Origin of the sequence: Rhodovulum sp. PH10 (genome assembly GCF_000293785.1) — a bacterium.
In the GTDB taxonomy this organism is placed as follows: Bacteria; Pseudomonadota; Alphaproteobacteria; order Rhizobiales; family Xanthobacteraceae; genus Rhodoplanes.
This window is the reverse complement of sequence record NZ_AKZI01000001.1, coordinates 23,002-46,534: the sequence shown is the minus strand read 5'-3', so window position 1 is coordinate 46,534 and position 23,533 is coordinate 23,002. Positions and strand designations below refer to the sequence as shown.

The window sequence follows — 23,533 nt, the reverse complement described above, 5'->3', positions numbered from 1 at the left end:
ATCGGGACGGGCCTCCGTGCGCCGCGCTCGCCCGCTCAGAGCGGGATCAGCCCGTGCTTCTTGGCGGGACGCAGCTCGCGCTTGCCGAGCAGCTTGCGCAGCGCGAGCGAGAGCACCGCGCGGGTGGTCTCCGGCTCGATCACGTCGGTGATGTAGCCGCGGGCGGCGGCGAGATAGGGCGAGGCGAACTCGGCCTTGTAGTGCTCGACGAACTCCTTGCGCTTGGCCTGCTTGGCGGCGCCGTCGTCGATCGCCTTCAGCTCCTTGTTGTAGAGGATGTTGACGGCGCCCTCGGCGCCCATCACGGCGATCTGCGCGGTCGGCCAGGCGAACACCACGTCGGCGCCCATCTCCTGGCTGCACATCGCCAGATAGGAGCCGCCATAGGCCTTGCGGGTCACCACCGTCAGCTTCGGCACCGTCGCGGAGGAATAGGCGAACAGCATCTTCGCGCCGTGCCGGATGATGCCGCCGCGCTCCTGGTCGACCCCCGGCAGGAAGCCCGGGACGTCGACGAAGGTGACGATCGGGATGTTGAAGGCGTTGCAGAAGCGGATGAAGCGCGCGCCCTTGTCGGAGGAGTCGATGTCGAGGCAGCCGGCCTTCTCCATCGAGTTGTTGGCGAGCACGCCGACCACCAGACCCTGCAGGCGGCCGAAGCCGACGATCAAGTTCTTGGCGAAGTTGGTGTGGATCTCGAACAGCTCGCCGTCGTCCAGCACGCGCTTGACGATGCCGTGCATGTCCATCGGGTCGGAGGCGTCCGAGCGGACCAGCCGGTCGATCTCCGGATCGGGGCTCAGGTCGAGGTCCGGATAGGGCGCGTGCGGCGGGTCCTCGGTGTTGTTGCTCGGCAGGTAGGAGAGCAGCTTGCGGGTCAGCGCGATGGCGTGCGCGTCGTCGTCGGCGAGCAGGTGGACGTTGCCGCTCACCGCGGCGTGCATCTCGGCGCCGCCGACCTCGTCCATGCTGACGTCGCGGCCCGACACGGTCTTGATGACCTGCGGCCCGGTGATGAACATCTGGGCGTTGGTCCGCGTCATGATGATGAAGTCCATCAGCGCGGGAGAGTAGGAGGCGCCGCCGGCGCACGGGCCGGCGATGATGGCGATCTGCGGCACCACGCCGGACAGGTTGACGTTGCGGTAGAACACCTCGCCGTAGCCGGACAGGGCGTCGATGCCCTCCTGGATACGGGCGCCGCCGGAATCCTTGAAGCCGACCAGCGGGCAGCCGTTCTTGGTGGCGTAGTCCTGCGCCCACACGATCTTGCGGCCGTGCATCTTGCCGAGCGTGCCGCCGACCACCGTGAAGTCCTGGCTGAACACGGCGATCTGCCGGTTCTCGACGAAGCCGGTGCCGACCACCACGCCGTCCGCCGGGATCTCGACCTCCGACATCCCGAACGAGGTGCAGCCGTGGCGCACATGGGCGCCGTATTCCTGGAAGGTGCCCTCCTGGCAGAGCCCCTCGATCCGCTCGCGGGCGGTCATCAGGCCCTTGTCGTGCCGCTCCTTGGTCTTGCGTGGCCCGCCCGCGGCCACGATCTTGTCGCGGCGGGCCGAGAGATTCGACCGAAGTTCTTCATCGAGCGGCATGCTCGCCCCCTCCTTCAACCGACGTCCGTGAGACGATGCCCGGTCCCGAGCCGGTGTCCACGTGCCGTGCGGCGACGCCGTGCGCGTCGTTCCGAGCCGATGCGGCGGATGCGAGATCCGCCCCGCATTCGTCCGACCGCGGCGACGCGAATACACCACAAGCGGGGTCGCCCGTCGAATCGTCTTATAATCGCGCCAGTTATGCAAACGAACCGGAGATCGCCGCCGAATCGACGCGCCGTCCGGCGGGCGTCGGCGGCGCGAGCCGGACGGTGGGTGCGGCGCACCAACGGGCATCGCCGCGGGGGGCGGAAGCGATCGCGGGATCGTTCCCGGGATTGCGGCGGCCGCGGCCGCGGCCCGCGACCGACGCCGCCCCCGCGGCCGGCGCCTCGCGCGACACCGGCACGCCGCCGCGCCGCATGGCAGGCACCCGGCGGCGGTGATTCTTTCGGCTGGCGTCGGTTCCGCGCGTGTTGCAAGAAAAACGCACCCGGGCGGCGCGAGGCGCGGCCGCCCGGCGACCGCCGCCTTCCGTTGAACCCGAGCCGCGACCGCTGCGACTACCCGACGAGCCGACCGTTGAACGCGAACTCCGTGACCTCGGATGCCGACCTGATCGGCCGGATCGCGTCGGGCGACCGGCTCGCGATGCAGGTGCTGTTCTCGCGGCATCACGTGCGGGTCTACCGCTTCGTGGTGCGGCTGATCGGCAACGAAACGGTCGCCGAGGATTTGATCAGCGAGGTATTTCTCGACGTGTGGCGGCAGGCGGACCGCTTCGAGGGGCGCAGCGCGGTGTCCACCTGGATCCTGGCGATCGCCCGCTTCAAGGCGCTGTCGGCGATGCGCCGGCGCTCCGAGGAGGCGCTCGACGACCACGCCGCCGCCGCGCTCGAGGATCCCGCCGACGATCCCGAGATCGCGGTGCAGAAGAAGGACAAGGGCGACGTCTTGCGCATGTGCCTGCAATCCCTCTCCCCGGAGCACCGAGAGATCATCGATCTCGTTTACTATCACGAGCGGTCGGTGGAGGATGCGGCGGCGATCGTCGGCATCCCGGAGAACACCGTGAAGACGCGCATGTTCTACGCGCGAAAGAAGCTGGGCGAGCTGTTGAAGGCCGCCGGGGTCGAGCGAGGCTGGCCATGACGACGACCGACGCGCGCAATCTCGGGGCCGCCGACATCGAGGCCCTGCTGCCGTGGCACGCCGCCGGCACGCTCGACCGCGGGGAGGCGGAGGCGGTGGAGCGTGCGCTCGCCGAAAACCCCGAGCTCGCCCGCCGCTTCGCGCTGGTGCGCGAGGAGTTGGCCGAGACGATCCGCGTCAACGAGAGCCTCGGCGCGCCGTCGTCGCGGGCGATGAACACGCTGATCGCCGCGATCGCCGCCGAGGAGGCGGGGGCGCGCGGTCCGCCGGGACGCTCGCTCGATTCTCGCTCGCTCGGTTTCCGCTCGCTCGGCGCCCGCATGCTCGGCCTTCTCGGACGTCTCTCGCCCCGCGCGACCGCCTGGGCGGGAGCCGCGGCCGCGGTGGTGATCGTCGCGCAGGCGGGAGTGATCACCGCGCTTCTGCTCGGCGGCGAGGGTGGGCTCGACGGCGATGGCGCGACGGCGGGCCGGCCGGGGTCGCTCGCGCTGTCCTCGGTGCCGACCCGGAGTTTGTCGGCGGCGCGCGAGGACGCCACCGTGTTCGTGCTGGTGCGCTTCGCGCCGGAGGCGCGGGCCACCGACATCGCCCGCGTGCTGCGTGGCCACCGCGCGGCGATCGTCGAAGGCCCGAAGGCCGGCGGCCTCTATCGGCTGCGCCTCGCCGGCGGATCGCGTCCCGGCGAGGAGACCGCACGGCTGCTCGACGCGTTGCAGGCCGAGCGCGACGTGATCGGCTTCGCCGCCCGCGCCGATTAGCCGCCGCTCGCGGATCCGCCCCGCGCGATGCGCGGTGCCGTCGCCGCGTGCAATCCGTGATCGGCGAGCCACACTGCGCGCGCGGATCAGCTCCGCTTCGGTCGCTACGTCGAATTACGGTCTACCGGTTCCATTGCGATTCGTAACATGCGAAAGCCCGCATCGATTCGGTGCGGGTCTGTCCCCGCGTATTTTCCGACGATTCGAAACGAGAGAGCGTGTCCATGATCGACACGATTCCGCGTGGGGTTCCGGCCGAGACCGCCGCCAAGGGGCTCGCGCTGGCGCAACGCCGGCTGGCCCATCTGGTCGAGCTCTACAAGAGCGGCCGCTGGCAGCGCTATTTTCCGGAGCGGGATTTTCTCGACCGCATGCGCCGCGCGATGCACGAGGTCGAGGCCTGGACCAAGGCGGTCGCGGTGTGGAAGCCCGACGAGCGCGCCTCCGCCGCACGGAGGCCGGTGCGACCGGACGCGGACCGCACGGCGCACCCCGCCGGCGCACCGATCACGATCGTGACGTCGACCGATCCCGCCGCGGATCCTTCCGCGCCGGACGGCGAGGCGGACGCGCCCGATCCGGACGCCGCGGCGTTCGAGGCGATCGCTTCGCGCCTGATGGAGCTCGCCGCGGCGGGCGGCCGGGCGTGAGTCCGTCGCTTCCGCGTCTTTCGGTGCGTCGCTCGCGCGCGTCACTCCGGCTCGTCGTGTGATCCCTCGCGCGGCGGCGCCCGGTCGTAGCGGGTCGGCTCCAGCCACGCCTCGTTCTTCCACCACACGTGCTCGAGCCCGCACAGCGGGCAGCGCGACAGGATCAGCGTGTCGGGAAGCGCGGCGAATGTCGCCTCGTCGATCTCGATCCCGGTGGACACGGATCGCCCCCGATAGGGGCACCGGATCATGACGACCTTCACCTGAACCCTCGCGGCGTCGTATCGTCTTGCTGGCAATCGTTCGGCAACGGATCCGGGGGTCTGCGACTGGTCGGCTCGGCGGTTGAGCGTGCGCGGGCCATGGTAGGAGAACGCGGCGGCCCGTCTTCTGGATGTTTACTTAGTCCGTTCGGCAAATGTGCCGACGCCGGCGGTCGCGCGCGATCGTCTCACCGCGATCGTCTCACCGCGATTGTCTCACCGCGATCGTGGTCGACCCCGCCGGACATGCGATTTCACGCATCTCACGGATCGGCAGGAGACGCGGGAGACGCGGGAGACGCGGGAGGCACCGGCGGCAGCCCGACGCGGCCGATGCCGGGCAGCTTCAGCGCCGGGCGGCGCAGATCGAGCCCGACCACCAGGCCGAGCAGATTGACCTCGACGCCTTCCACCCAGCCGGCCTTGACGCCGAGCACGCCATAAACGCTGGCCTCGACGCCGGTGCCGCTGTCGCTCGCGCCGACATAGGCGCCGGGCCGAAAATCGCGGCCGACCGCGTTCGCCGGCAGCGTCGTCGCAAGCTCCGGCACCGCGCGCAGCACGTGGGCGACGAAGGTGTTGCTGTTGGGGCCGGGCCATGCGCGGTAATCTCCGGCATTGGCCCAGGTGTAGCGCTTCACCGCCGCCTCGACGCGCGGGATCAGCCGGGCCGCCGCCTCGCCCGACAGGTCGGCCACCACCATCGGCGGATGGCCGAACCAGCGCCCGTCCGGCGCCCAGCCGTTGATGCGCACCGGGCGGCCCCAGCCGACCACGTCGTAGCGCGTCCAGCTCGGCGCGCCGTCCGTCTTCAGCACGATCCAGGAATGCACCGCGACGACGCCCTTCCAGCCGCCGGTGCGGCCGGACAGCACCAGGAGCCGCGCCGGCGGATGAGCGCTCGCCGCCGGCAGGCTACCGATGCTCGACCAGTCGGCGTCGCGCCAGGAGCGCGGCCCATCGCCGGCGGCGAACAGCGCTGCGCGCACCGCGATCGGCAACAGAAACAGCGCGAGCACGGCGAGCACGGTCACGGTGAGGCGGCGCTTCTTCTTCGGCGTGGGCGAGGGGGATGACGGCATGATGCCGTCGGAGATGGTGAGCGGCGGGCGATTGTCCAGCGCGGCCGTCCGCGACGCGTCGAGAAACGAGGCGGCGCAGCGAGACACGAAGCCGAGAAGCAAAGCCGAGAAACAAAAAGGCGCCCGAGACGATCTCGGGCGCGAGTTTCGGCCGTTCGTGATCTGATGGCGTCCTCACGAGCGGCGAGCACTGCTCGTCGTCGGTGGCGCCGGGACGCGTGGCGCCACGTGTGGAGCCGCTAGTGGCGAGCGAGCCACTCGTCGATGTCCTTGCTCACCTGGTCCTTGGTGTAGCCGTAGCGCTCCTGGAGCTTGCCTTCGAGCTGATCACGACGGCCGTCGATCTCCGACAGGTCGTCGTCGGTGAGCTTGCCCCATTGCTCCTTCACCGAGCCCTTGACCTGCTTCCAACCGCCTTCGACACGATCCCAATTCATGAATGACCTCCGCTGTCGTTGTCGTTTCACCTGTGCCCGAACAACGTCTGGCGCTGGACCGAGTTCCATCGCCGGCGGACGCGGAAGGCGGCGCGGCGCTCGCTTCGACGCGACGACAGGAGGCGAAACGGTGACGTGTCAGCGTGGCGTGACGTCGGTGCGTTGCGACACGCGCCGCTGCCGCAGCGCGCTCGCCAGCGCGGCGACGGCGGCGTTCGCCGCGGCGACGTGACCGGCGAGCGTGTGCCGCTTCCGCATGGGCACGGGCCGTCGCACCTGGTGTCGCACGGGATGTCGCTCGGGCCTCGGCGCGAGCGGCAACGGCGGCACGTGGACGAACACCACCAGCCGCGGTCCGTCGGGCTGTTCCGCCGCCTCGAGCGCGCGCCAATAGGCGTAGTTGCACAGATAGCCGCCGGCATCGCGCGAGAAGACCGGCCGTGCGCCGGCCGCTCGCAGCGCCGCGCACAGCGAGGCTGCGGGAAACCGGCCGGGCCGGAACAACGGCGCGCCCGGCGCGATCGAACGTTTGCTCGGCGAGCGTTTGGCTGCGTCCGGGCGAAGCACCGAGGCGCGGTTGCGCGCCACCCGCTCGATCCGCACGGTGTTCGCTCGCGTCGCCACGCCGAGCAGCAGCACGGCGTCCGGCTGTTCACGCTTCAGGAGCGCCGGAAGCTCGCGGTCGACCGCCTCCCAGCAGGTAGGAAACACGTGGCCGACCAGACGGAGATCCGAACGCCTGGCGTGGCGCCCGTGCAAGAGGGTGGCGACCATCCTCGTCGTCGGATTCCTCGGCGCGCCGGGAAACGCACCGAACCCGGTGACCAGGATCGTCTTCGTCACCATCCGAGCGCGGAGAAGATCTGGTCGACCGCGATCGCCGGCGACAGGCGGCCATCGGCGACGCCCGCCTCGATCTGCGGCAGTTTTGCGCGCAGCGCCGGATCGGAGGCGATGCGGCCGTGCACCCGGTCCTCGACCATCGACCACATCCATTTCACCTGCTGGTCGCGCCGCCGCTCGGCGAGCTCGCCGGTCTGCTCCAGCGTCTTGCGGTGCTCCATCACGTGGTTCCACAGGGCGGCGATGCCGTCGCCGGTGTAGCCCGAATACGTGATCACCGGCACCTGCCAGCTCGGTGAGCGCGGGGTGAGGATGTGCAGCGCCGCGCGGTATTCCGCCGCCGCCGCACGCGCACGCGTCACGTTGTCGCCGTCCGCCTTGTTGACCGCGATCATGTCGGCGAGCTCGACGAGGCCCTTCTTGATGCCCTGCAGCTCGTCGCCGGCACCCGGCAGCATCAGCGCGAGGAAGAAGTCGGTCATGTCGGCGACCGCGGTCTCCGACTGGCCGATGCCGACCGTCTCGACCAGGATCACGTCGTAGCCTGCCGCCTCGCAAATGAGCATCGTCTCGCGGGTCTTTGCCGCGACGCCGCCGAGCGTGCCGGCCGACGGCGAGGGGCGGATGAACGCGTTCTCGTCGGCCGAGAGCCGCGCCATCCGCGTCTTGTCGCCGAGGATCGAGCCGCCGGTGCGGGCCGAGGAGGGATCGACCGCCAGCACCGCCACCTTGTGGCCGCGTTCGGTGAGCCACGCGCCGAGCGTGTCGATCGAGGTCGATTTTCCCACCCCCGGCGCGCCGGTGATGCCGACCCGCACGGCCTTGCCGGTCGCCGGCAGCAGCTCCTGCACCAGCCGGCGGGCGGCCAGCTGGTGGTCGGCGCGCTTCGATTCGGCGAGCGTGATGGCGCGGGCGATATGGGCGCGCTCGCCGGCGCGCACGCCCTTGACGAGGCGGTCGAGATCGATGGCGGGTGGGGCCGAAACGGCCGGGGCAGGGCGCGGATTCATGCCCCTTGTGTAGAGCAGGACGGCGCGCAGGGGAACGGGTCCGGGGAGGGGCGTTTTCGTCGGGGTTCCCGCGGTGGCACCGGTCGCTTCGGCTCGCCAGGGTCGCGTCGGGCGCGTATACTCGAAAAAGGAGAGATCGCCCCATGACCGTCGCCGTCACCCGTGGTGCCGAAGGTTTCCCCCGCCGGGCGTTCACGGTCGACGAGGTGCGCCGGATGATCGAGGTCGGCCTGATCGGCGAGGACGAAAAGTTCGAGCTGGTCGAGGGGGAGATCGTCCCGATGCAGGCGAAGAGCATCGCCCACGAGCGGATCAAGCACGCTTTGGTGATGGCGCTCGCCCGGGCGGCCGGGCCGGAGCTCTGGGTGGCGGGCGCGACCACCGTCCAGCTCGGCGAGACGACGCTGGTCGAGCCCGATCTCGCGGTCCTCGCCCGCACGGTCTACGACGCCGACCCGCAGAGCTTTGCCCGCCCCGGCGCCGACGACGTGGTGCTGCTGATCGAGGTCGCCGTCTCGCGCCTCGCCTACGACCGCAAGGTCAAGGCGCGCCTCTATGCCCGGCACGGCATCCGCGAATTCTGGGTGATCGACGGCGAGACGCTGACCACCTTCGTGCACACCGGCCCGGCCGGCGACGGTTTCGGCTCGATCGTCGCGCGCGGGCCCGACGAGACGCTGACCTGCGACGCGCTGCCGGGCTTTGCGGTTCGGCTCGACGCGATCGGCTGAGACCCGGCGCCGGCGGTGGCCGGGGTGGAGACGAGATCCGGACTGCCGGCGCGCCGGGCTCGTGCGCCGGGAACCGTGAAAAGAAACGACCGTAAAAACGTCAGGGGAGACGGCCATGAGCGAGGACGGCGTCCGTGCCGTCGGCGACGACGGTCATGCGCAGGTGCATCACGACGCGGCGCGTCGGCCCGAGCCCGACGATCCCGCGGCGTTCAACGCCGCCGGCATCGCGCTGTCGGGCGAGGCCGAGCGGGCGCGCGACGCAGCGAGCGCCGACCGGCTGTGGCGGCTGGCGGCGGAGCAGTTTTCGGCTGCGTTGCGGGCAAAGCCCGATCTGCACGAGGCGCTCAACAATCTCGGCACCGCGCTCGCCGAGCGGGCGGCGCTCGCCGACGATCCGGCCGAGACGACGCGGCTGCTCGCCGAGGCGGAGGAGAGGTTCGAGCGGGCGCTGAAGCTGCGGCCGGACGAGCACGAGGCGCTCAACAATTGGGGCAACGCGCTCGCCGCGCGCGCGCGCCACGCGGCCGAGCCGGCCGAGGCCGACCGGCTGTGGCGGGCGGCGGCCGACAAGTACGTGGCGGCGCTGCGGGTCGCGCCGCAGAAATTCGAGGCCTTGGTCAATTGGGGCAATGCGCTCGCCCAGCAGGCCGACCGCTGCGACGATCCGGCGGCGGCCGAGCGGCTGTTCTCCGCGGCCGACCAGAAGTTCTCGCAGGCGCTGGAGCTCGCGCCCGGCCGGCCGGAAATCCTCTACGACTGGGGCAATGCGCTGGCCGAGCGGGCGAGTCGCGCGGCGGACGCGGCGGCGGCGCTGGCACTGCTCATGGCCGCGACCGAGAAGTACCAGGCGGCGCTGGCGCTCGCCCCCGACCGGCCGGAGATTTTCGTCAATCTCGGCGCTGCGCTGATCGAGCGCGCCCGCCGCACCGCGGGCGACGACGGCGAGGCGCTGCTCGCCGCCGCCGAGCGGGCCTATGCCGAGGCCTTGCGGCTGCGGCCGGACCAGCACCAGGCGCTGTTTTCCTGGGGCGCGGCGCTGATGGCGCGGGCCCGCCGGGTCGGCGATCCGGTGGCGGCCGAGCGCTTGCTGATGGCGGCGGAGGAGAAATTCTCGCAGGCGCAGGCGCTGCGTCCCGACCGGCCGGAGGCGCTGGTCAATTGGGGCACCGCGCTCGCCGAGCGCGCCGCCCGCGCCGGCACCGCGGCGGAAGCCGAGCGGCTGTTCAAGGAGGCCGAGGACAAGTACGCGGAAGCGGTCTGCACCGACCCCGATCTCGACGCCGCGCTCTACGACTGGGCGACCACGCTGATGCAGCGGGCGCGCCGCGAGCGCGACCCCGAGCGTCGCGCCATGCTGCTCGCGCACGCCGAGCAGAAATGCCGGGCGGCGCTGCGCTCCGGCGCGCAGCCGGCCTACAATCTCGCCTGCATCGAGGCCCTGCGCGGCCGGCTCGACGCCTGCCGCGACGCGCTGGCGCTCGCCGAGGAGGGCGGCGCGCTGCCGCCGGCGGCGCATCTCGTCGCCGACGACGACCTCGCCGCGGTGCGCGGCGAGCCGTGGTTCATCGCGCTGGTCGCCCGCCGCGGCGGGTGAGGAGGACCGGCCCGCCTTCATCGCCGTCCGGCGTCACCCCGTTGTCACCCCGTCATTGCCGGGCTCGCCGCTGCGCGGCGCCCCGGAACGACCGAGAACCAATGACCCGAGTTGGAGCCGTGGGGTCGCCGAGTGCTCCGCCGTCATCGCCGGGCCGGCCTAGGCCGCGACCCGGCGATCCCTCGAACCGAAAACAAAAACGTTCTTTGATTTCGACGGATGCGCGGGTCGGAGTCCGCGTATGACGAAAGTATGCGCTCGAGGCGATGTGTGCATGCTCGAGCGCGCTCGCGCGGAGAGGTCGGAGTCCGAGCGAAAGCGGGGGCTCCGGGAAAAGGCGAACTCGAGCAGATCGTCGGTGCAGACGCCCGCTCGCCGACCATCTCCCCACGGGAGAGGCCAAAACCCCGAGCTACCCACGGGAGAGGGTAAAACCCCGAACCGATCTTTCGGAAACAGGCTCAGTCGTCCGCCTTCGGGGCGATCGGATCGCCACCGAACACGGCGCGGCCGGTCGGCGACAGGCGGTCGGCAAAGACCCGCCAGGGAATCACCACGGTGTAAATGCCCTCGGCATAGGACCCGACGGCATAGGGCGAAAAATGCACCGTGAAGCCACCGCTCTTGCCGGGCTCGGTCGAGCGGGCGAGCGCCAGCGGCCCGAGCTTCAGGAGCGACGGCTCGATCCCCTTCAGCCAGTCGTCGGTGTCGGGATTGCCGACCTCGGCGCCACGCTTCTTCTTCTCGACGGCGACCGCCCTGCGGATCGCCTTGGCGAGCAGGCGCATGGTCTGTCCGCCGTCGGCGGTCTCCTGGAAGAACGGCCGTACGCTGATCGGCTTGCCCGCGGTCGTGTCCCACAGGATGGTGTCGACCACCGTGTTGGGGTGGGCGCCGCCGGTGTAGAAATAATCACGTCGCAGAATGCTGATGTAAGGCCCGACGGTCGACAGCAGCGCGTAATCGCGGTCGAAAGACCACTGCCGGCCGTCGGAAAAATCCTCGCGATTGTCGTGGAACGCCTTGTCGGCGTCGCGCCGGTTCTTGTCGAGCCAGCGCTCGCCCTCGCTCGCCAAACTCTCGAACAACGCCGGCATGGTCTTGACGGCGTCGTCGATCGAAAGCTTCAGCTCGACCGCGCGGGAGGTGGACGACACCACCGTCTCGGCGACGGCGGGGGCCGGGCCGCAGAGCGACCCGGCAAGCACCGCCAGCGCGGTGCCGAGGAGAAGGCCGGCGAGGCGCACGACCCGCCTCACTCCGCCGCGGCGCGTTCGTGGCCGAGGCGGCGGTTCAGCTTCTTCACCAGCTCCTCGGCGGCGTCGGAGATCACCGTGCCGGGCGGGAAGATCGCCTCGGCGCCGGAGGTCTTCAGCGCGTCCCAGTCCTGCGGCGGGATCACGCCGCCGACCACGATCATGATGTCCGGCCGGCCCTCGGCGGCGAGCGCCGCCTTCAGCTCCGGCACCAGCGTGAGATGGCCGGCGGCCAGCGAGGAGACGCCGACGATGTGCACGTCGTTCTCCACCGCCTGGCGCGCGGCCTCGCCGGGCGTCGCGAACAGGGGGCCGATATCGACGTCGAAGCCGAGATCGGCAAACGCCGAGGCGATCACCTTCTGCCCGCGGTCGTGGCCGTCCTGGCCCACCTTGGCGACCAGGATGCGCGGCCGGCGGCCCTCGTCGCGCTCAAACTGCGCGACCAGCTTCTGCACCCGCTCCACGCTCATCGTGCCGGCCTCCCGCTTGTAGACGCCCGAGATCGCCCGGATCTCTGCGCGGTGGCGCCCGAACACCTTCTCCAACGCCATCGAGATCTCGCCGACGGTCGCCTTTGCCCGCGCGGCATCGACGGCGAGGGCGAGCAGGTTGCCCTTGCCGGGCTCGGCCGCCGCGTGGGTGAGCGCGTCGAGTGCGGCCTCCACCGCCTTCGGGTCACGCTCGGCCCGCAGCCGCTCGAGCTTCTCGATCTGCATCTGGCGGACCGCCGAGTTGTCGACCTTGCGAACGTCGAGGGTCGCCTCGTGATCCGGCTTGTACTTGTTGACGCCGATCACCGACTGCACGCCGGAATCGATGCGCGCCTGCGTTTTTGCCGCGGCCTCCTCGATGCGCAGCTTCGGGATGCCCGCCTCGATGGCCTTGGCCATGCCGCCGAGCTCCTCGATCTCCTGGATGTGGCCCCAGGCGGTTTTTGCGAGCTCGTAGGTGAGGCGCTCGACATAGAACGAGCCGCCCCACGGATCGGCGATCCGGGTGGTGCCGCTCTCCTGCTGGAGGAAGAGCTGCGTGTTGCGGGCGATCCGCGCGGAAAAATCGGTCGGTAGGGCGAGCGCTTCGTCGAGCGCGTTGGTGTGCAGCGACTGGGTGTGGCCTTGCGTCGCCGCCATCGCCTCGATCGCGGTGCGCACGACGTTGTTGTAGACGTCCTGCGCGGTGAGCGACCAGCCGGACGTCTGCGAGTGGGTGCGCAGCGACAACGAGCGGGTGTTCTCCGGGTGGAACGGCTCGATCAGCTTGGCCCACAGCAGCCGCGCGGCACGGAGTTTTGCGACCTCCATGAAGAAGTTCATGCCGATCGCCCAGAAGAACGACAGGCGCGGCGCGAACTTGTCGATGCCGAGCTGGGCGGCGAGGCCGGCCCGCACATATTCCACGCCGTCGGCCAGCGTGTAGGCGAGCTCGAGGTCCTGCGTCGCCCCCGCCTCCTGCATGTGATAGCCGGAGATCGAGATCGAGTTGAACTTCGGCATGTTGGCCGACGTGTAGGAGAAGATGTCGGAGATGATCCGCATCGAGGGCAGGGGCGGATAGATGTAGGTGTTCCGCACCATGAACTCTTTGAGGATGTCGTTCTGGATGGTGCCGGCGAGCTTTTCCGGCGGCACGCCCTGCTCTTCGGCGGCGACGATATAGAGCGCCATCACCGGCAGCACCGCGCCGTTCATGGTCATCGACACGCTCATCTTGTCGAGCGGGATGCCGGAGAACAGCGTGCGCATGTCGTAGATCGAGTCGATCGCGACGCCCGCCATGCCGACGTCGCCGCCGACCCGTGGATGATCCGAGTCGTAGCCGCGGTGGGTCGCGAGGTCGAAGGCGACCGACAGGCCCTTCTGGCCGGCCGCGAGATTGCGGCGATAGAAGGCGTTGGAGTCCTCGGCGGTCGAGAAGCCCGCATATTGGCGCACCGTCCACGGCTGCGTCACGTACATCGTCGGGTACGGGCCGCGCAGATAGGGCGGAATGCCGGGATAGGTATCGAGGAAGTCGAGGCCGTCGAGGTCGGGCGCCGTGTAGGCCGGCTTCACCGCGATGCCTTCGGGCGTCACCCAGGGGGCGGCGTCGGCTCCGGTGGGGGCCGGCGGTGCGGTGTCGGCGAACGCGACCTTCGAGAAATCAGGGATCTTGGTCATCTGCGTGCCTCGTGAACCAGATGCGACCCGCCGGTCGCCGTGTCGATGAGGGCCGTCGCGGCCCGGGCCGCCGCCATGGCGACCGTGCCGGGGGAGGCCGGGCCGGTCTCCTCCGTGCCGGTGGCTTGCACGATGCTCACGGCCGTGCACCCTGCCCGGCGAGCTTTTGCGCTTCCTGCAGCATGCCGAGCACGTCGCCGCCCATGAAGACGAAGCGGGTGACGCCGGCCGCCTTGAAGGCCGCCTCCTGCTCGCCCGGCCGCCCGGCGAGATAGATGTGGGCACAGCCCGCATCGGTCAGCGCCTTGGCGGCCGCGACCGCCTCGGCGGCATAGCCGTCGTCGGAGGAGCACAGGCAGGCGAGCGTCGCGCCCGACGCCTTGTAGGCTTCCACCAGCGCGGTGAGATCGGTGCCGCCATTGGCCGGAAAACCGTCGTTGCCGACCGCCTGGATGCCGCCGGCCTCGAAGAAGTTCTTCGTGAAGGTCGCGCGCGCGGTGAAGGCGGCGAGCTTTCCCAGATTGGCGAGGAAGATCTTCGGCCGTGCGCCGGTCTTCTCCTTCACCGCGTCGGAGGCGTCGCGCAGCGCCTCGAACGGTGCGGAGAGCCGCATCGCCGGCATCGGCTCGAGCGCCACGCCGGACGGCAGCGGCGCCACCGCCGGCTGCGCGACGTCCAACACCTCGGCCGGCCCTTCGGCGATGTTCGGGAACTCGCTGGTGCCGGTCAGCGGATCACGCCGGTTCGCCACCGCCTTTTCGCGCGACGCACGGACGGCCGCGACCTTCTTCTGCAACAGGCCCTGCGTCAGCGCCGGCCAGATGCCGCCGGCCGCCTCGATTTCCTGGAACAGCTCCCAGGCGGCGGTGCCGAGCTTTTTCGTCAGATCCTCCGGGCCGCCGGCGCCGGCCGCCGGATCGGCGACCTTGGAGAGGTAGGACTCCTCCAGCAGGATCAGCTGGGTGTTGCGGGCGGTGCGCCGCGCGCCGCCTTCCGGCAGGCCGAGCGCCGCCGTCCACGGCAGCACGGTGATCGCGTCGGCCCCGCCGACGCCGGCCGCAAAGACCGCGACGGTGCCACGCAGCATGTTCACCGCCGGGTCGCGCCGGGTCATCATCCGCCACGCCGTCTCGGCCGAGACGAACACGTGCTCGGGGGCGAGCCCGCAGGCCGCCTCGACGCTCGCCCACAGCTTCCGCAGCGCCCGGATCTTCGCGATCGTCAGGAACTGGTCGGCGTCCGCCGCGACCCGGAAGAAGATCGTTTTTCGCGCGGCGTCGAGCGGAACGCCGTCGGCTTCCAGCGCGCGGACATAAGCGAGCGCGACCGAGACCAGCCAGGCGAGCTCCTGCGCCTCCGAGCCGCCGGCATCGTGCACCACCCGCCCGTCGGCGACCGCGAACGGTCCCTTGAAGCCGCGCGCGGCGAGGTCGCGCACGCGGATGGAAAACTCCTTCGCCATGTCCGGCCAGGCGATCCGCGCAGTGCCGAAGGCGGCCATCGCGCCGAGCGGATCGATCGCCCAGCGGATGTCGAGCGCCGACGGCGTCAGCTTCTGCGCGGCGATCAGCTCGGCGAGCGCCCGCGGCGCGTCCTTGGCCTGCGGCGAAAGCTGCAGCTCGAGTGCGATCGCGTCGAGCCGGACGTCCTTCAGCACTTTTGCCAGCGTGTCGGCGTCGGCGCCGATGCCCCAGCCGCGGGCGCCCAGGCTGCCGGCGAACACCAGCGAGAGGCCGGTCGCGCCGTTCGCGAGATCGCTCAGGATCTCGGCATTGGCGGCGGCCGGGTCGGGATGGTCGACCCGCTGCATCACCTGCCAGGGCGCACCGCTGGCGCGGGCGGCCACCGGCACGGCGGCGCGGTCGGCGGGATAGAGCGGCTCGATGCGCAGCCCGTCATAGGTCTTGGAGACGAGCTTCTTCTCGAACGGTGCGCCCTTCAGCGCACCATCGACGAGCGCGAGCCATTGCTCACGGGTGGCCGGCGGAAACGCGGCCGCAAGGGAAAGAGTGTCTGTGTCGGTCATGGCGCCCGAACATGCCACGAGACGGGCATTTCGCCAAGGAACGTTTGTGGAACCCGGAACCTCGACCATGGAATAAAGAACAAGCGCCACGGGCTGTTTCGCCCGCCCGAGCCATGCGCCGGCGCGGCCGCGAGCCATGTTCCGAAACCCTATCGGACGGCATCCTCCAGGCGTAAAATTCCGCGGACGTCGAGCCGGCCCAGCGCCTCGCGAAGCGGTACTCCGGCAAGGATGCGGTCGGGCGCGATCTCGCCGAGCGGCACGATCACGAACGCGCGAGCGAGCGCCGCCAGGTGCGGCAGCACGAGGTCGGGCTCGGCGATCGTGCGGCCGTCGTAGTCGATCAGGTCGAGGTCGGCGGTGCGCGGCCCCCAGCGCCGTTCGCGGGTGCGGTCGCGGCCGAGCGTGCGCTCCACCGCCTGCATGCGGGCGAGCAGGGCGCGCGGCGCCAGCGTGGTCGCCACCAGGATGCAGGCGTTGACGAAGTCCGGCTGGTTCTCGTCGCCCCAGGGCGGCGTGCGGTAGTCGGACGAGCGGGCGAGCAGCCGCACCGTGCCGTCCTCGCACAGGAGCGCGATCGCCCGCGCCAGCGTTTTCCGCACGTCTCCGACATTGCCGCCGAGCGAGATCACCGCCTCGGCCTCCGCCTCGGCCGGCGTCGCCGCCCGGTCCGGGGGCGTCTCAGCCATGCCGTGTGCGCAGGATCGAGACGCCGACATCGACGAAGGTGGCGGCGATCGGCGCATGCGGCTTGTGCACCGTGATGCGCACCGCGGTCACTTTCGGAAACTTGCTCAGCAGCGCGTCGGCGACGGTTCCCGCCGCCGTCTCGATCAGCCGGTGGCGCTTTGCGGCAAACGCCTTCTCGGCGAGCGCCACCACCTCGTCGTACGGCACCGTGCTGGTGATGCGGTCCGACACCGAGGCCTCGTGCAGATCGATCTCCAGCGAGATGTCGAGCTGAAAGGTCTGGCCGACCGCCTGCTCGTGCTCCATCACGCCGTGATAGGCATGGACGGCGAGGCCGGTGACGAACACCGTGTCGGTCGGGCTCATCGAAAACTCCGGATCGACGGGTTCCGGATCGCTTTGTTCCGGATCGCCTGGGCGATCTTCAGTGCCTGCACCGTCTCGGCGACGTCGTGCACCCGGACGATCGCCGCGCCGTCGAGCGTGGCGAGGAGATGCGCGGCGAGCGAGCCGCCGAGCCGTTTGTCGGGCGGGGCGGGCGAGACCGAGGCGATGAAGCGCTTGCGCGAGGCGCCGACCAGCAGCGGCAGGCCGAACCGCGAAAAGCGGGGCAGGGCGGCGAGCGTCGCGATGCTCTGCTCGGGCGTCTTGCCGAAGCCGATGCCGGGATCGAGCACGATGTTCTCGCGCGAGATGCCGGCCTGCGCGGCGATCTCCAGCGTGCGGGCGAAGAAGGCGTCGATGTCGGCCAAAATGTCGATCGCCGGGTCGGCGCCATCACGATTGTGCATGACGACGATCGGCACCCGGCGCAGAGCGGCGAGCTTCGCCATCGCCGGATCGCGCTGCAGGCCCCACACGTCGTTGAGGATGGTGGCGCCCATGTCGAGCGCGACGCCTGCGACCTCCGCCTTCATGGTGTCGATCGACACCGGCACGCCGAGCGCCGCGACCGCCGGCAGCACCGGGGTCAGCCGCGCGATCTCCTCCTCGGCCGACACCGGCGCCGCGCCGCCATAGGGCCGGGTCGATTCCGCACCCACATCGATGATGTCGGCGCCCTCCGCCACCAGCCGCTTCGCCTGGGCGATCGCATGGTCGGGGTCGAGATATCGTCCGCCGTCGGAGAACGAGTCGGGGGTGACGTTGAGGACGCCCATCACCAGCGGCCGCCCTTCGCGCAGCAGCGCGGCGAGCGGTCGGGGCGGGCTCTTGTCGTCGTCGGTCGGTCGAGTGGCCTGGTCGAGCATGCGGTTCGCTTTGCGCGCCCGCAAAAAACTGTCAAGCGCCGTGTCGGGGGGGCGGGCAAGGCGGGGCACCGACGCGCCCGACGCGCCCGCGAGGACCGGTGCTCAATACCTGATCTTGATCGGCAGCGCCTTGGCGGTCTCGATCCAGCGCTCGACCACCTTTTCCGACGGCAGGTTGCGCACCAGCTTGCGGTTCTGGTTCACCTCGGCCATCCGCTTGGCGAGGTTGCCGGGGTTGCGGTACTTCAGCTCGCGCACGGTGTCGACGCCGGCCGCCTCCAAAAGCTCGGCATAGTCCTCGCCGACCCCCTTGATGCGCATCTTGTCGGCGAAATTGGCGATCCGCAGCAGGCATTGCGGCGTCAGGCCGGTGCGCTCGGCGAGCAGCTTGCGTCCCTTGGGATCCTTGGCCGCCTCGAGCAGCCGGCCGGTGGTGTGGATTCCGTGCGATTTCAGGGTTCGTGCCAGTCCCGGAGAGATGCCGTCGAGCTCGGCGATCGAATACCTCATCGTGATGTCTTTCAGCGGCGCGGACCGGGCGCGCGACCGCCCGGCGCGAGGCGAACCCAAGCGCGATCGTCGGGCCGGACGGCCGGCGGCGAGGCGTGCGAGATCGGCGAGAGGGCTGCGGGATCCACCGGTGCACGGGCCGAATCGCCTCGTGCCGAACCGGAATCGCGATCGATCGAGCGCTCGATCCGATCCATGGTCCCCCCTCGCCGTGTGTAGAGCGGTCATCATTCTGACATCGCGATCACGAAACACAATCGAGCCACGATTGCGGGTCGAGATGTTGCCGCCCGATGTTGCCCTCTCGCAACGCTGGTTCGCGGTGGCGCGGCGAATGCGCGTGCTCCGCCGCCACGGCGGCGAAACGTCCGCTCGCGAGCCATCGGCACCCCCACTATAAGCGGGCGACGCGGACACGGGAACGACGACCGCGCACGGCCCACGGCGGCGAACGGAGGCACCATGAGCGAGCGGACGGACGGCGGGGCGATTCTGGTCGGCGCCAGCGAGAAGCCGGAGGCGCTGTCGCTCGCGCTCGCCAATCGCCACGGCCTGATCACCGGAGCGACCGGCACCGGCAAGACCGTCACGCTGCAAACGCTCGCCGAAGGGTTTTCGCGCGCCGGCGTGCCGGTGTTCGCGGCCGACGTGAAGGGCGATCTCTCCGGCATAGCCGCGATGGGCGAGAGTAAGCCCGCCTTCGTCGCCCGCGCCCGTGAGATCGGGCTCGACTACGTGCCGGAAAAATTTCCCGTGGTGTTCTGGGATCTGTTCGGCGCCCAGGGCCATCCGATCCGCGCCAGCGTGCACGAGCTCGGGCCGCTGCTCCTGTCGCGCATGCTCGATCTCAACGACGTGCAGGCGGGCGTGCTGGAGATCGCCTTCAAGGTGATGGACGAGGCGGACGGCGTCTCCGACGGCACCGCCGCCGATCTGGTCGACCTCGAGAACTTGCGTGAGCTGCTCGCCCATGTCGGGCAGAACGCCAAGGCGATCGGCGCGCGCTACGGCAACGTGTCGGCCGCCAGCATCGGTGCGGTGCAGCGCCAGCTCCTCGTGCTGGAGAACCAGGGCGGAGCGAAATTCTTCGGCGCGCCCGATCTCGACCTCGACGACTTCATGGCGATCGATGCCGAGGGAAAGGGCCGCATCAACATTCTCGCCGCCGATCGCCTCATGCAGAGCCCGCGGCTCTACGCGACCTTCCTGTTGTGGCTGGTCGCCGAGCTGTTCGAGCGGCTGCCGGAGGTCGGCGATCTCGACAAGCCGAAGCTCGTGTTCTTCTTCGACGAGGCGCACCTCCTGTTCGACGAGGCGCCCAAGGCACTCGTCGACCGCATCGAGCAGGTGGTGCGGTTGATCCGCTCGAAGGGCGTCGGCATCTATTTCGTCACACAGAGCCCGCTCGACGTGCCTGACGGCGTGCTGGCGCAGCTCGGAAACCGCGTGCAGCACGCGCTGCGCGCCTTCACCCCGCGCGACCAGAAGGCGGTGAAGGCGGCGGCCGAGACGTTTCGGCCGAACCCCAAGCTCGACACCGCGCAGGTGATCACCGCGCTCGGCAAGGGCGAGGCGCTGGTGTCGTTCCTGGAAGGCAACGGCACGCCCTCGATGGTCGAGCGCGCGCTGATCGCGCCGCCGCACGCCCGCGTCGGCCCGCTGACGGAGAACGAGCGCCGCGCGATCGTCGCCGCGAGCCCGCTCGCCGGGAAATACGAGACGCCGCGCCCGCACCGCCCGCTCGACACGATCCTCTCCGGCGCCATGGAGCAAGGCGAGGCGGAGGACGAGACGGGGGACGAGAGCGGCACGGCGACCGCGCGCCGCGACCGCGTCCCGCGAGACGAGGAGCCGCCGGCCGAGCGGCCGGGGCTCGGATCGCGTCTTCTCGGCTGGGTCGGCGCCGTGCTGGCGAGTCCCCTGGTCGGGCGGGTCGCGACCCAGGTCGCCCGCACCGCGACCCGCGAGGCGATGCGCGGCATGGGCTTGTCGAGGACGACACGGCGGGCCCCCGCGCGTTATGCATCGCGCCGCCGCTCCGCCGGCGACAGCCTCGCCGATCTCGCCGGGCTCGCCGATCTGTCCGGGGCGGCCGGCGGACGCGGCCTGTTCGACACTGCCAAGCGTCCCCGCCGACGCTGACCTCCGAAAAGGATTTTTTCGATGACCCTCGACAAGGTCTTGGACCGCATCGACGCCGATCTCGACGCGAGCCTCGAACGGCTCTTTGCGTTCCTGCGCATCCCGTCGATCTCGACCGACCCCGCGCATGCCGGCGACTGCCGCACGGCCGCCGCGCATCTCTCCGCCGATCTCGCCTCGCTCGGCCTGTCGGCGTCGCTGCAGGAGACCGGCGGCCACCCGGTGGTGCTCGCCCGCAGCGCCGAGGAGGCGGGCGCCAAGCGCGTGCTGTTCTACGGCCATTACGACGTGCAGCCGGTCGATCCGGTCGCCCAGTGGGACGCGCCGCCGTTCGAGCCGCGCATCGCCACGCTCCCCGACGGCCGCAAGGCGATCCTCGGCCGCGGCTCCTCCGACGACAAGGGCCAGGTGATGACCTTCGTCGAGGCGTGCCGCGCCTGGATCGCCGTCACCGGCTCGCTGCCGGTTCCGGTCACGCTGATGATCGAGGGCGAGGAGGAGTGCGGCTCCAAGAGCCTGCCGAAGTGGCTCGCCGCCAACAAGGCGTCGCTCGCCGCCGACGTCGCGCTGGTGTGCGACACCAGCATGTGGGACGCGGCGACGCCCGCCGTCACCACCGCGCTGCGCGGCCTCGTCTACGACGAGGTGACGATCCAGGGGCCGAGCCGCGACCTCCATTCCGGCCTGTTCGGCGGGCCGGCGCGCAACCCGATCCGCGTGCTGACGAAAATTCTCGGCAGCCTGTGGGACGACGACGGCCGCATCACCCTGCCGGGCTTTTACGACGGCATCGAGGACCCGCCGGCCGACGTGCTCGCCGCGTGGAGAAAGCTCGACGTGACGGCGGAAAACTATCTCGGGCCGGTCGGGCTCGGCGAGCCGGCCGGCGAGCGCGGCCGCTCGATCGTCGAGCAGCTTTTTTCCCGCCCGGCGTGCGACATCAACGGCATTTTTGGCGGCTATACCGGGGCCGGCTCGAAGACGGTGATCCCGGCGGAGGCGTCGGCCAAGATCTCGTTCCGGCTGGTGAAGGGGCAAGACCCCGACAAGGTGCGGGATGCCTTCCGGGCGCGCGTGCGGGAGCTGTTGCCGGCCGACTGCCGTGCGCTGTTCACCGACCACACCGGCGCGCCGGCGGTCGGGCTCGCCTGGGACCTGCCGCAGCTTTCGGCGGCGCAGAAGGCGCTGACCGCGGAGTGGGGCCGCGAGGCCTTGCTGATCGGCTCCGGCGCCTCGATCCCGATCGTCGCCGACTTCAAGCAGACGCTCGGCCTCGACTCGCTCCTGATCGGCTTCGCGCTCGCCGACGACAGGATCCACTCGCCGAACGAGAAGTACGATCTCCTCTCGTTCCACAAGGGCATCCGCTCGTGGGCGCGGATTCTCGCGGCACTCGCGGGTTGAGGTTTTCGCTCAGGCGGCGCGGGGACGGATCGCCTTCAGGGCGGGCCCGATCTCGCGCCGCCGCTGCATCAGTTCGTAATCCGTCTGCATGCCGAGAAACACGCCGTCCGACAGGCCGAAATAGCGGGCGAGCCGCAAGTCGGTGTCGGCGGTGACGGCGCGCCGGCCGAGCACGATCTCGTTGATCCGCCGCGGCGGCACGCCGATCGCCCGGGCGAGCGCGGTCTGCGACAGCCCCATCGGCTCGAGGAACTCCTTCAGGAGGATTTCGCCGGGGTGCGGGTTGGGCAGCAGCTCAGTGGTAGTCGACGATCTCGACGTCGTGGGCATTGCCGTCTCTCCAGACGAAGCAGATCCGCCACTGATCGTTGATCCGGATCGAGTATTGGCCGAGCCGGTCGTGGCCGAGCGCTTCCAGCCGGTTGCCGGGCGGCACCCGAAGGTCGTCGAGACGGCGGGCATTGGCGAGCAGACGCAGCTTGCGTAGCGCCGTCGCCTGGATGTCGGCCGGCAGCTTTCGGCTGCGCACGCCGCTCCAGATCCGCTCGGTTTCCGGATCGCGAAAGCTCACGATCATGGTCCCGGTATAACGCAGAACGTTATGCGTTACAAGCGTCGGCGGCAGGGCACTCCTTCCGCGAACACGCTTGTTTCGGGCCGCGCAGCGGTTTAGGTGCGGCGCTTCATCACGGTGTCCGGACGGCGAGGTGCCATGCTTCACGGGTTCGCAATTCTGCTCGGCTGCCAGCTTCTGGGCGAGGCGTTCGTGCGCGCGCTGGCGCTGCCGATTCCCGGGCCGGTGGTGGGCATGGTGCTGCTCACCCTCCTGATGGCGGCGCGGGTGCCGCTGCCGGGCGGCGTCGGCGAGGTCGGCGGCTCGCTTCTGAAGCACCTGTCGCTGCTGTTCGTGCCGGCCGGCGTCGGGGTGGTGCAGCATCTCGACAAGGTCGGCTCCGAGGGGCTTCGGGTGCTGGCGGTGCTGGTGCTCTCCACCGTGATCGCGCTGGCGGTGACGGCGCTGGTCTTTGCCGGCGTCGCCCGGCTGATGGGGATCGGCGTCGAGCACGGCAAGCCGGGGGAGGGCGCGCCGTGAGCCTGGTCGATCTGTGGGTCTATCTCTCCAGCGGGCCGCTGCTGTGGCTCACCACCACGCTGATCGCCTATGCGCTCGCAGAGGCCGTGTTCATCCGCGCGCGCCGGCATCCGTTGGCGAACCCGGTGCTGATCGCGGTGGTGCTGGTCTCCTTGGTGCTGCTCGGCAGCGGCACGCCGTTTCCGGCCTATTTCGCGGGTGCGCAGTTCGTCCATTTCCTGCTCGGCCCGGCGACGGTGGCGCTCGCGGTGCCGCTGGTGCAGCACCTCGCCCATGTCCGCCGGCTGGTGGTGCCGATGGTGGTGGCACTGGTGGTCGGCTCGCTCACCGCGATCGTCTCGGCGGTGCTGCTCGCGCGGCTGTTCGGGCTCGATGCCGGAACCACGCTCGCGCTCGCGCCGAAGAGCGCCACCACGCCGATCGCGATGGGCGTCGCCGAGGTGATCGGCGCCGATCCGGCGCTCGCCGCCGTGCTGGTGATCCTCACCGGCATCGTCGGCGCGATGGTCGTCACCCCGCTGATGAACCTGCTCCGCGTGAAGAACTATGCCGCTCGCGGCTTTGCGGCGGGCCTCGCCTCGCACGGTATCGGCACCGCGCGGGCGTTTCAGGTCGATCAGCTCGCCGGCACTTTTGCCGGCATCGCGCTCGGCCTCAACGGCTTGCTCACCGCGGTGCTGGTGCCGCTGGTGCTGCCCTGGCTGCCGACCTGATCACGACGGCTCGATCATACCCACGCAGGAGACCTCGACCTCATCCTGAGGGGCCGCGAAGCGGCCGTCTCGAAGGATGAGGCCCGGGTCCTGCCTTCGACCTTGCCCTCGCCCTTCGAGGCGCACTCCTGCGGAGTGCTCCTCTGGACGAGGTCGAACTCCGTCACCG

At 70.4% G+C, this 23,533-nt stretch carries 25 protein-coding genes; 10 read left to right on the top strand and 15 right to left on the bottom strand.

The window, feature by feature from the left end:
- Window positions 1-35: 35 nt before the first annotated feature.
- A complete protein-coding gene (locus A33M_RS00245) occupies window positions 36-1,598 on the bottom strand; it encodes an acyl-CoA carboxylase subunit beta (RefSeq protein ID WP_008382344.1) in 1,563 nt (520 codons plus the stop codon).
- A gap of 582 nt (window positions 1,599-2,180) precedes the next feature.
- Between A33M_RS00245 and A33M_RS24735 the strand changes: the two genes are divergently transcribed.
- The 3 genes from A33M_RS24735 to A33M_RS00225 all read left to right on the top strand — a co-directional run bounded on the left by A33M_RS24735 (window position 2,181) and on the right by A33M_RS00225 (window position 4,158).
- On the top strand, window positions 2,181-2,750 hold the full coding sequence (locus A33M_RS24735) for a sigma-70 family RNA polymerase sigma factor (protein WP_008382343.1): 570 nt from the start codon (window positions 2,181-2,183) through the stop codon (window positions 2,748-2,750).
- Entirely contained in the window at window positions 2,747-3,508 is a 762-nt protein-coding gene (locus tag A33M_RS00230) for a hypothetical protein (protein ID WP_008382342.1), read from the top strand. The genes A33M_RS24735 and A33M_RS00230 overlap by 4 nt, the downstream gene beginning before the upstream one ends.
- A gap of 224 nt (window positions 3,509-3,732) precedes the next feature.
- Window positions 3,733-4,158, top strand: coding sequence for a TIGR03809 family protein (locus tag A33M_RS00225; protein WP_008382341.1), 426 nt, complete (start codon window positions 3,733-3,735; stop codon window positions 4,156-4,158).
- A 41-nt stretch (window positions 4,159-4,199) separates the two neighbouring features.
- On the opposite strand, the gene A33M_RS00220 is transcribed toward A33M_RS00225, so the two are convergent.
- Window positions 4,200-4,379 (bottom strand): hypothetical protein, encoded by a 180-nt coding sequence (locus A33M_RS00220; RefSeq protein ID WP_008382340.1) that lies wholly within the window; start codon window positions 4,377-4,379, stop codon window positions 4,200-4,202.
- Between the two features lie 305 nt (window positions 4,380-4,684).
- Window positions 4,685-5,503 carry a DUF3750 domain-containing protein gene (locus A33M_RS00215; RefSeq protein ID WP_052026783.1) on the bottom strand — a complete coding sequence of 273 codons (819 nt, stop codon included), beginning with the start codon at window positions 5,501-5,503 and terminating at the stop codon, window positions 4,685-4,687.
- Between A33M_RS00215 and A33M_RS23595 the strand changes: the two genes are divergently transcribed.
- A complete protein-coding gene (locus A33M_RS23595; RefSeq protein WP_157223267.1) occupies window positions 5,502-5,669 on the top strand; it encodes a hypothetical protein in 168 nt (55 codons plus the stop codon). The two genes, A33M_RS00215 and A33M_RS23595, sit on opposite strands and share 2 nt — an antisense overlap.
- Before the next feature lie 73 nt (window positions 5,670-5,742).
- Here the strand turns inward: A33M_RS23595 and A33M_RS00210 are convergent, their stop codons facing one another.
- From A33M_RS00210 to meaB, 3 genes are all read right to left on the bottom strand, one after another.
- The gene (locus A33M_RS00210) at window positions 5,743-5,940 is read right to left on the bottom strand and encodes a CsbD family protein (protein ID WP_008382338.1); all 198 of its coding nucleotides are present in this window, start codon (window positions 5,938-5,940) and stop codon (window positions 5,743-5,745) included.
- Window positions 5,941-6,078: 138 nt separating this feature from the next.
- Window positions 6,079-6,786: a pyroglutamyl-peptidase I gene (locus A33M_RS00205; protein ID WP_008382336.1), complete on the bottom strand. Its 708-nt coding sequence runs from the start codon at window positions 6,784-6,786 to the stop codon at window positions 6,079-6,081.
- Entirely contained in the window at window positions 6,780-7,793 is a 1,014-nt protein-coding gene (meaB, locus tag A33M_RS00200) for a methylmalonyl Co-A mutase-associated GTPase MeaB (protein ID WP_008382334.1), read from the bottom strand. Before meaB ends, A33M_RS00205 begins: the two co-directional genes overlap by 7 nt.
- A 143-nt stretch (window positions 7,794-7,936) precedes the next feature.
- Here meaB and A33M_RS00195 point away from each other — a divergent pair, with 143 nt between their 5' ends.
- Window positions 7,937-8,524: a Uma2 family endonuclease gene (locus A33M_RS00195; protein ID WP_008382333.1), complete on the top strand. Its 588-nt coding sequence runs from the start codon at window positions 7,937-7,939 to the stop codon at window positions 8,522-8,524.
- Window positions 8,525-8,639: 115 nt separating this feature from the next.
- Window positions 8,640-10,121 carry a TonB system protein gene (locus tag A33M_RS00190; protein ID WP_008382332.1) on the top strand — a complete coding sequence of 494 codons (1,482 nt, stop codon included), beginning with the start codon at window positions 8,640-8,642 and terminating at the stop codon, window positions 10,119-10,121.
- A 461-nt stretch (window positions 10,122-10,582) separates the two neighbouring features.
- Here A33M_RS00190 and A33M_RS00185 read toward each other — a convergent pair whose 3' ends face one another.
- The 7 genes from A33M_RS00185 to A33M_RS00155 all read right to left on the bottom strand — a co-directional run bounded on the left by A33M_RS00185 (window position 10,583) and on the right by A33M_RS00155 (window position 18,012).
- Window positions 10,583-11,368, bottom strand: a complete 786-nt coding sequence (locus tag A33M_RS00185) for a DUF3298 and DUF4163 domain-containing protein (RefSeq protein WP_008382330.1) — start codon at window positions 11,366-11,368, stop codon at window positions 10,583-10,585.
- Window positions 11,369-11,376: 8 nt separating this feature from the next.
- The gene (scpA, locus tag A33M_RS00180) at window positions 11,377-13,536 is read right to left on the bottom strand and encodes a methylmalonyl-CoA mutase (protein WP_008382329.1); all 2,160 of its coding nucleotides are present in this window, start codon (window positions 13,534-13,536) and stop codon (window positions 11,377-11,379) included.
- A 136-nt stretch (window positions 13,537-13,672) separates the two neighbouring features.
- Window positions 13,673-15,562 carry a methylmalonyl-CoA mutase subunit beta gene (locus A33M_RS00175; RefSeq protein WP_040618670.1) on the bottom strand — a complete coding sequence of 630 codons (1,890 nt, stop codon included), beginning with the start codon at window positions 15,560-15,562 and terminating at the stop codon, window positions 13,673-13,675.
- Between the two features lie 149 nt (window positions 15,563-15,711).
- A complete protein-coding gene (gene folK, locus A33M_RS00170) occupies window positions 15,712-16,251 on the bottom strand; it encodes a 2-amino-4-hydroxy-6-hydroxymethyldihydropteridine diphosphokinase (RefSeq protein WP_008382327.1) in 540 nt (179 codons plus the stop codon).
- Complete coding sequence (gene folB / locus A33M_RS00165) at window positions 16,244-16,618, bottom strand: dihydroneopterin aldolase (protein WP_008382326.1); 375 nt, start codon at window positions 16,616-16,618, stop codon at window positions 16,244-16,246. The genes folK and folB overlap by 8 nt, the downstream gene beginning before the upstream one ends.
- Window positions 16,615-17,502: a dihydropteroate synthase gene (gene folP / locus A33M_RS00160; RefSeq protein WP_008382325.1), complete on the bottom strand. Its 888-nt coding sequence runs from the start codon at window positions 17,500-17,502 to the stop codon at window positions 16,615-16,617. The genes folB and folP overlap by 4 nt, the downstream gene beginning before the upstream one ends.
- Before the next feature lie 102 nt (window positions 17,503-17,604).
- Complete coding sequence (locus A33M_RS00155) at window positions 17,605-18,012, bottom strand: DUF4332 domain-containing protein (RefSeq protein ID WP_008382324.1); 408 nt, start codon at window positions 18,010-18,012, stop codon at window positions 17,605-17,607.
- Between the two features lie 462 nt (window positions 18,013-18,474).
- Between A33M_RS00155 and A33M_RS00145 the strand changes: the two genes are divergently transcribed.
- Both A33M_RS00145 and A33M_RS00140 read left to right on the top strand, forming a co-directional pair.
- The gene (locus A33M_RS00145; RefSeq protein ID WP_008382322.1) at window positions 18,475-20,154 is read left to right on the top strand and encodes a helicase HerA-like domain-containing protein; all 1,680 of its coding nucleotides are present in this window, start codon (window positions 18,475-18,477) and stop codon (window positions 20,152-20,154) included.
- Window positions 20,155-20,175: 21 nt separating this feature from the next.
- A complete protein-coding gene (locus A33M_RS00140; protein ID WP_008382321.1) occupies window positions 20,176-21,558 on the top strand; it encodes a M20/M25/M40 family metallo-hydrolase in 1,383 nt (460 codons plus the stop codon).
- Between the two features lie 9 nt (window positions 21,559-21,567).
- On the opposite strand, the gene A33M_RS00135 is transcribed toward A33M_RS00140, so the two are convergent.
- Together A33M_RS00135 and A33M_RS00130 are read right to left on the bottom strand one after the other, a co-directional pair.
- Window positions 21,568-21,888 (bottom strand): HigA family addiction module antitoxin, encoded by a 321-nt coding sequence (locus A33M_RS00135; protein WP_040618669.1) that lies wholly within the window; start codon window positions 21,886-21,888, stop codon window positions 21,568-21,570.
- A complete protein-coding gene (locus tag A33M_RS00130; protein WP_008382318.1) occupies window positions 21,854-22,135 on the bottom strand; it encodes a type II toxin-antitoxin system RelE/ParE family toxin in 282 nt (93 codons plus the stop codon). Before A33M_RS00130 ends, A33M_RS00135 begins: the two co-directional genes overlap by 35 nt.
- Window positions 22,136-22,270: 135 nt before the next feature.
- Between A33M_RS00130 and A33M_RS00125 the strand changes: the two genes are divergently transcribed.
- Window positions 22,271-22,651, top strand: coding sequence for a CidA/LrgA family protein (locus tag A33M_RS00125; RefSeq protein ID WP_008382315.1), 381 nt, complete (start codon window positions 22,271-22,273; stop codon window positions 22,649-22,651).
- Window positions 22,648-23,364 carry an LrgB family protein gene (locus tag A33M_RS00120; protein WP_008382313.1) on the top strand — a complete coding sequence of 239 codons (717 nt, stop codon included), beginning with the start codon at window positions 22,648-22,650 and terminating at the stop codon, window positions 23,362-23,364. Before A33M_RS00125 ends, A33M_RS00120 begins: the two co-directional genes overlap by 4 nt.
- The last annotated feature ends 169 nt before the right edge of the window (window positions 23,365-23,533 follow it).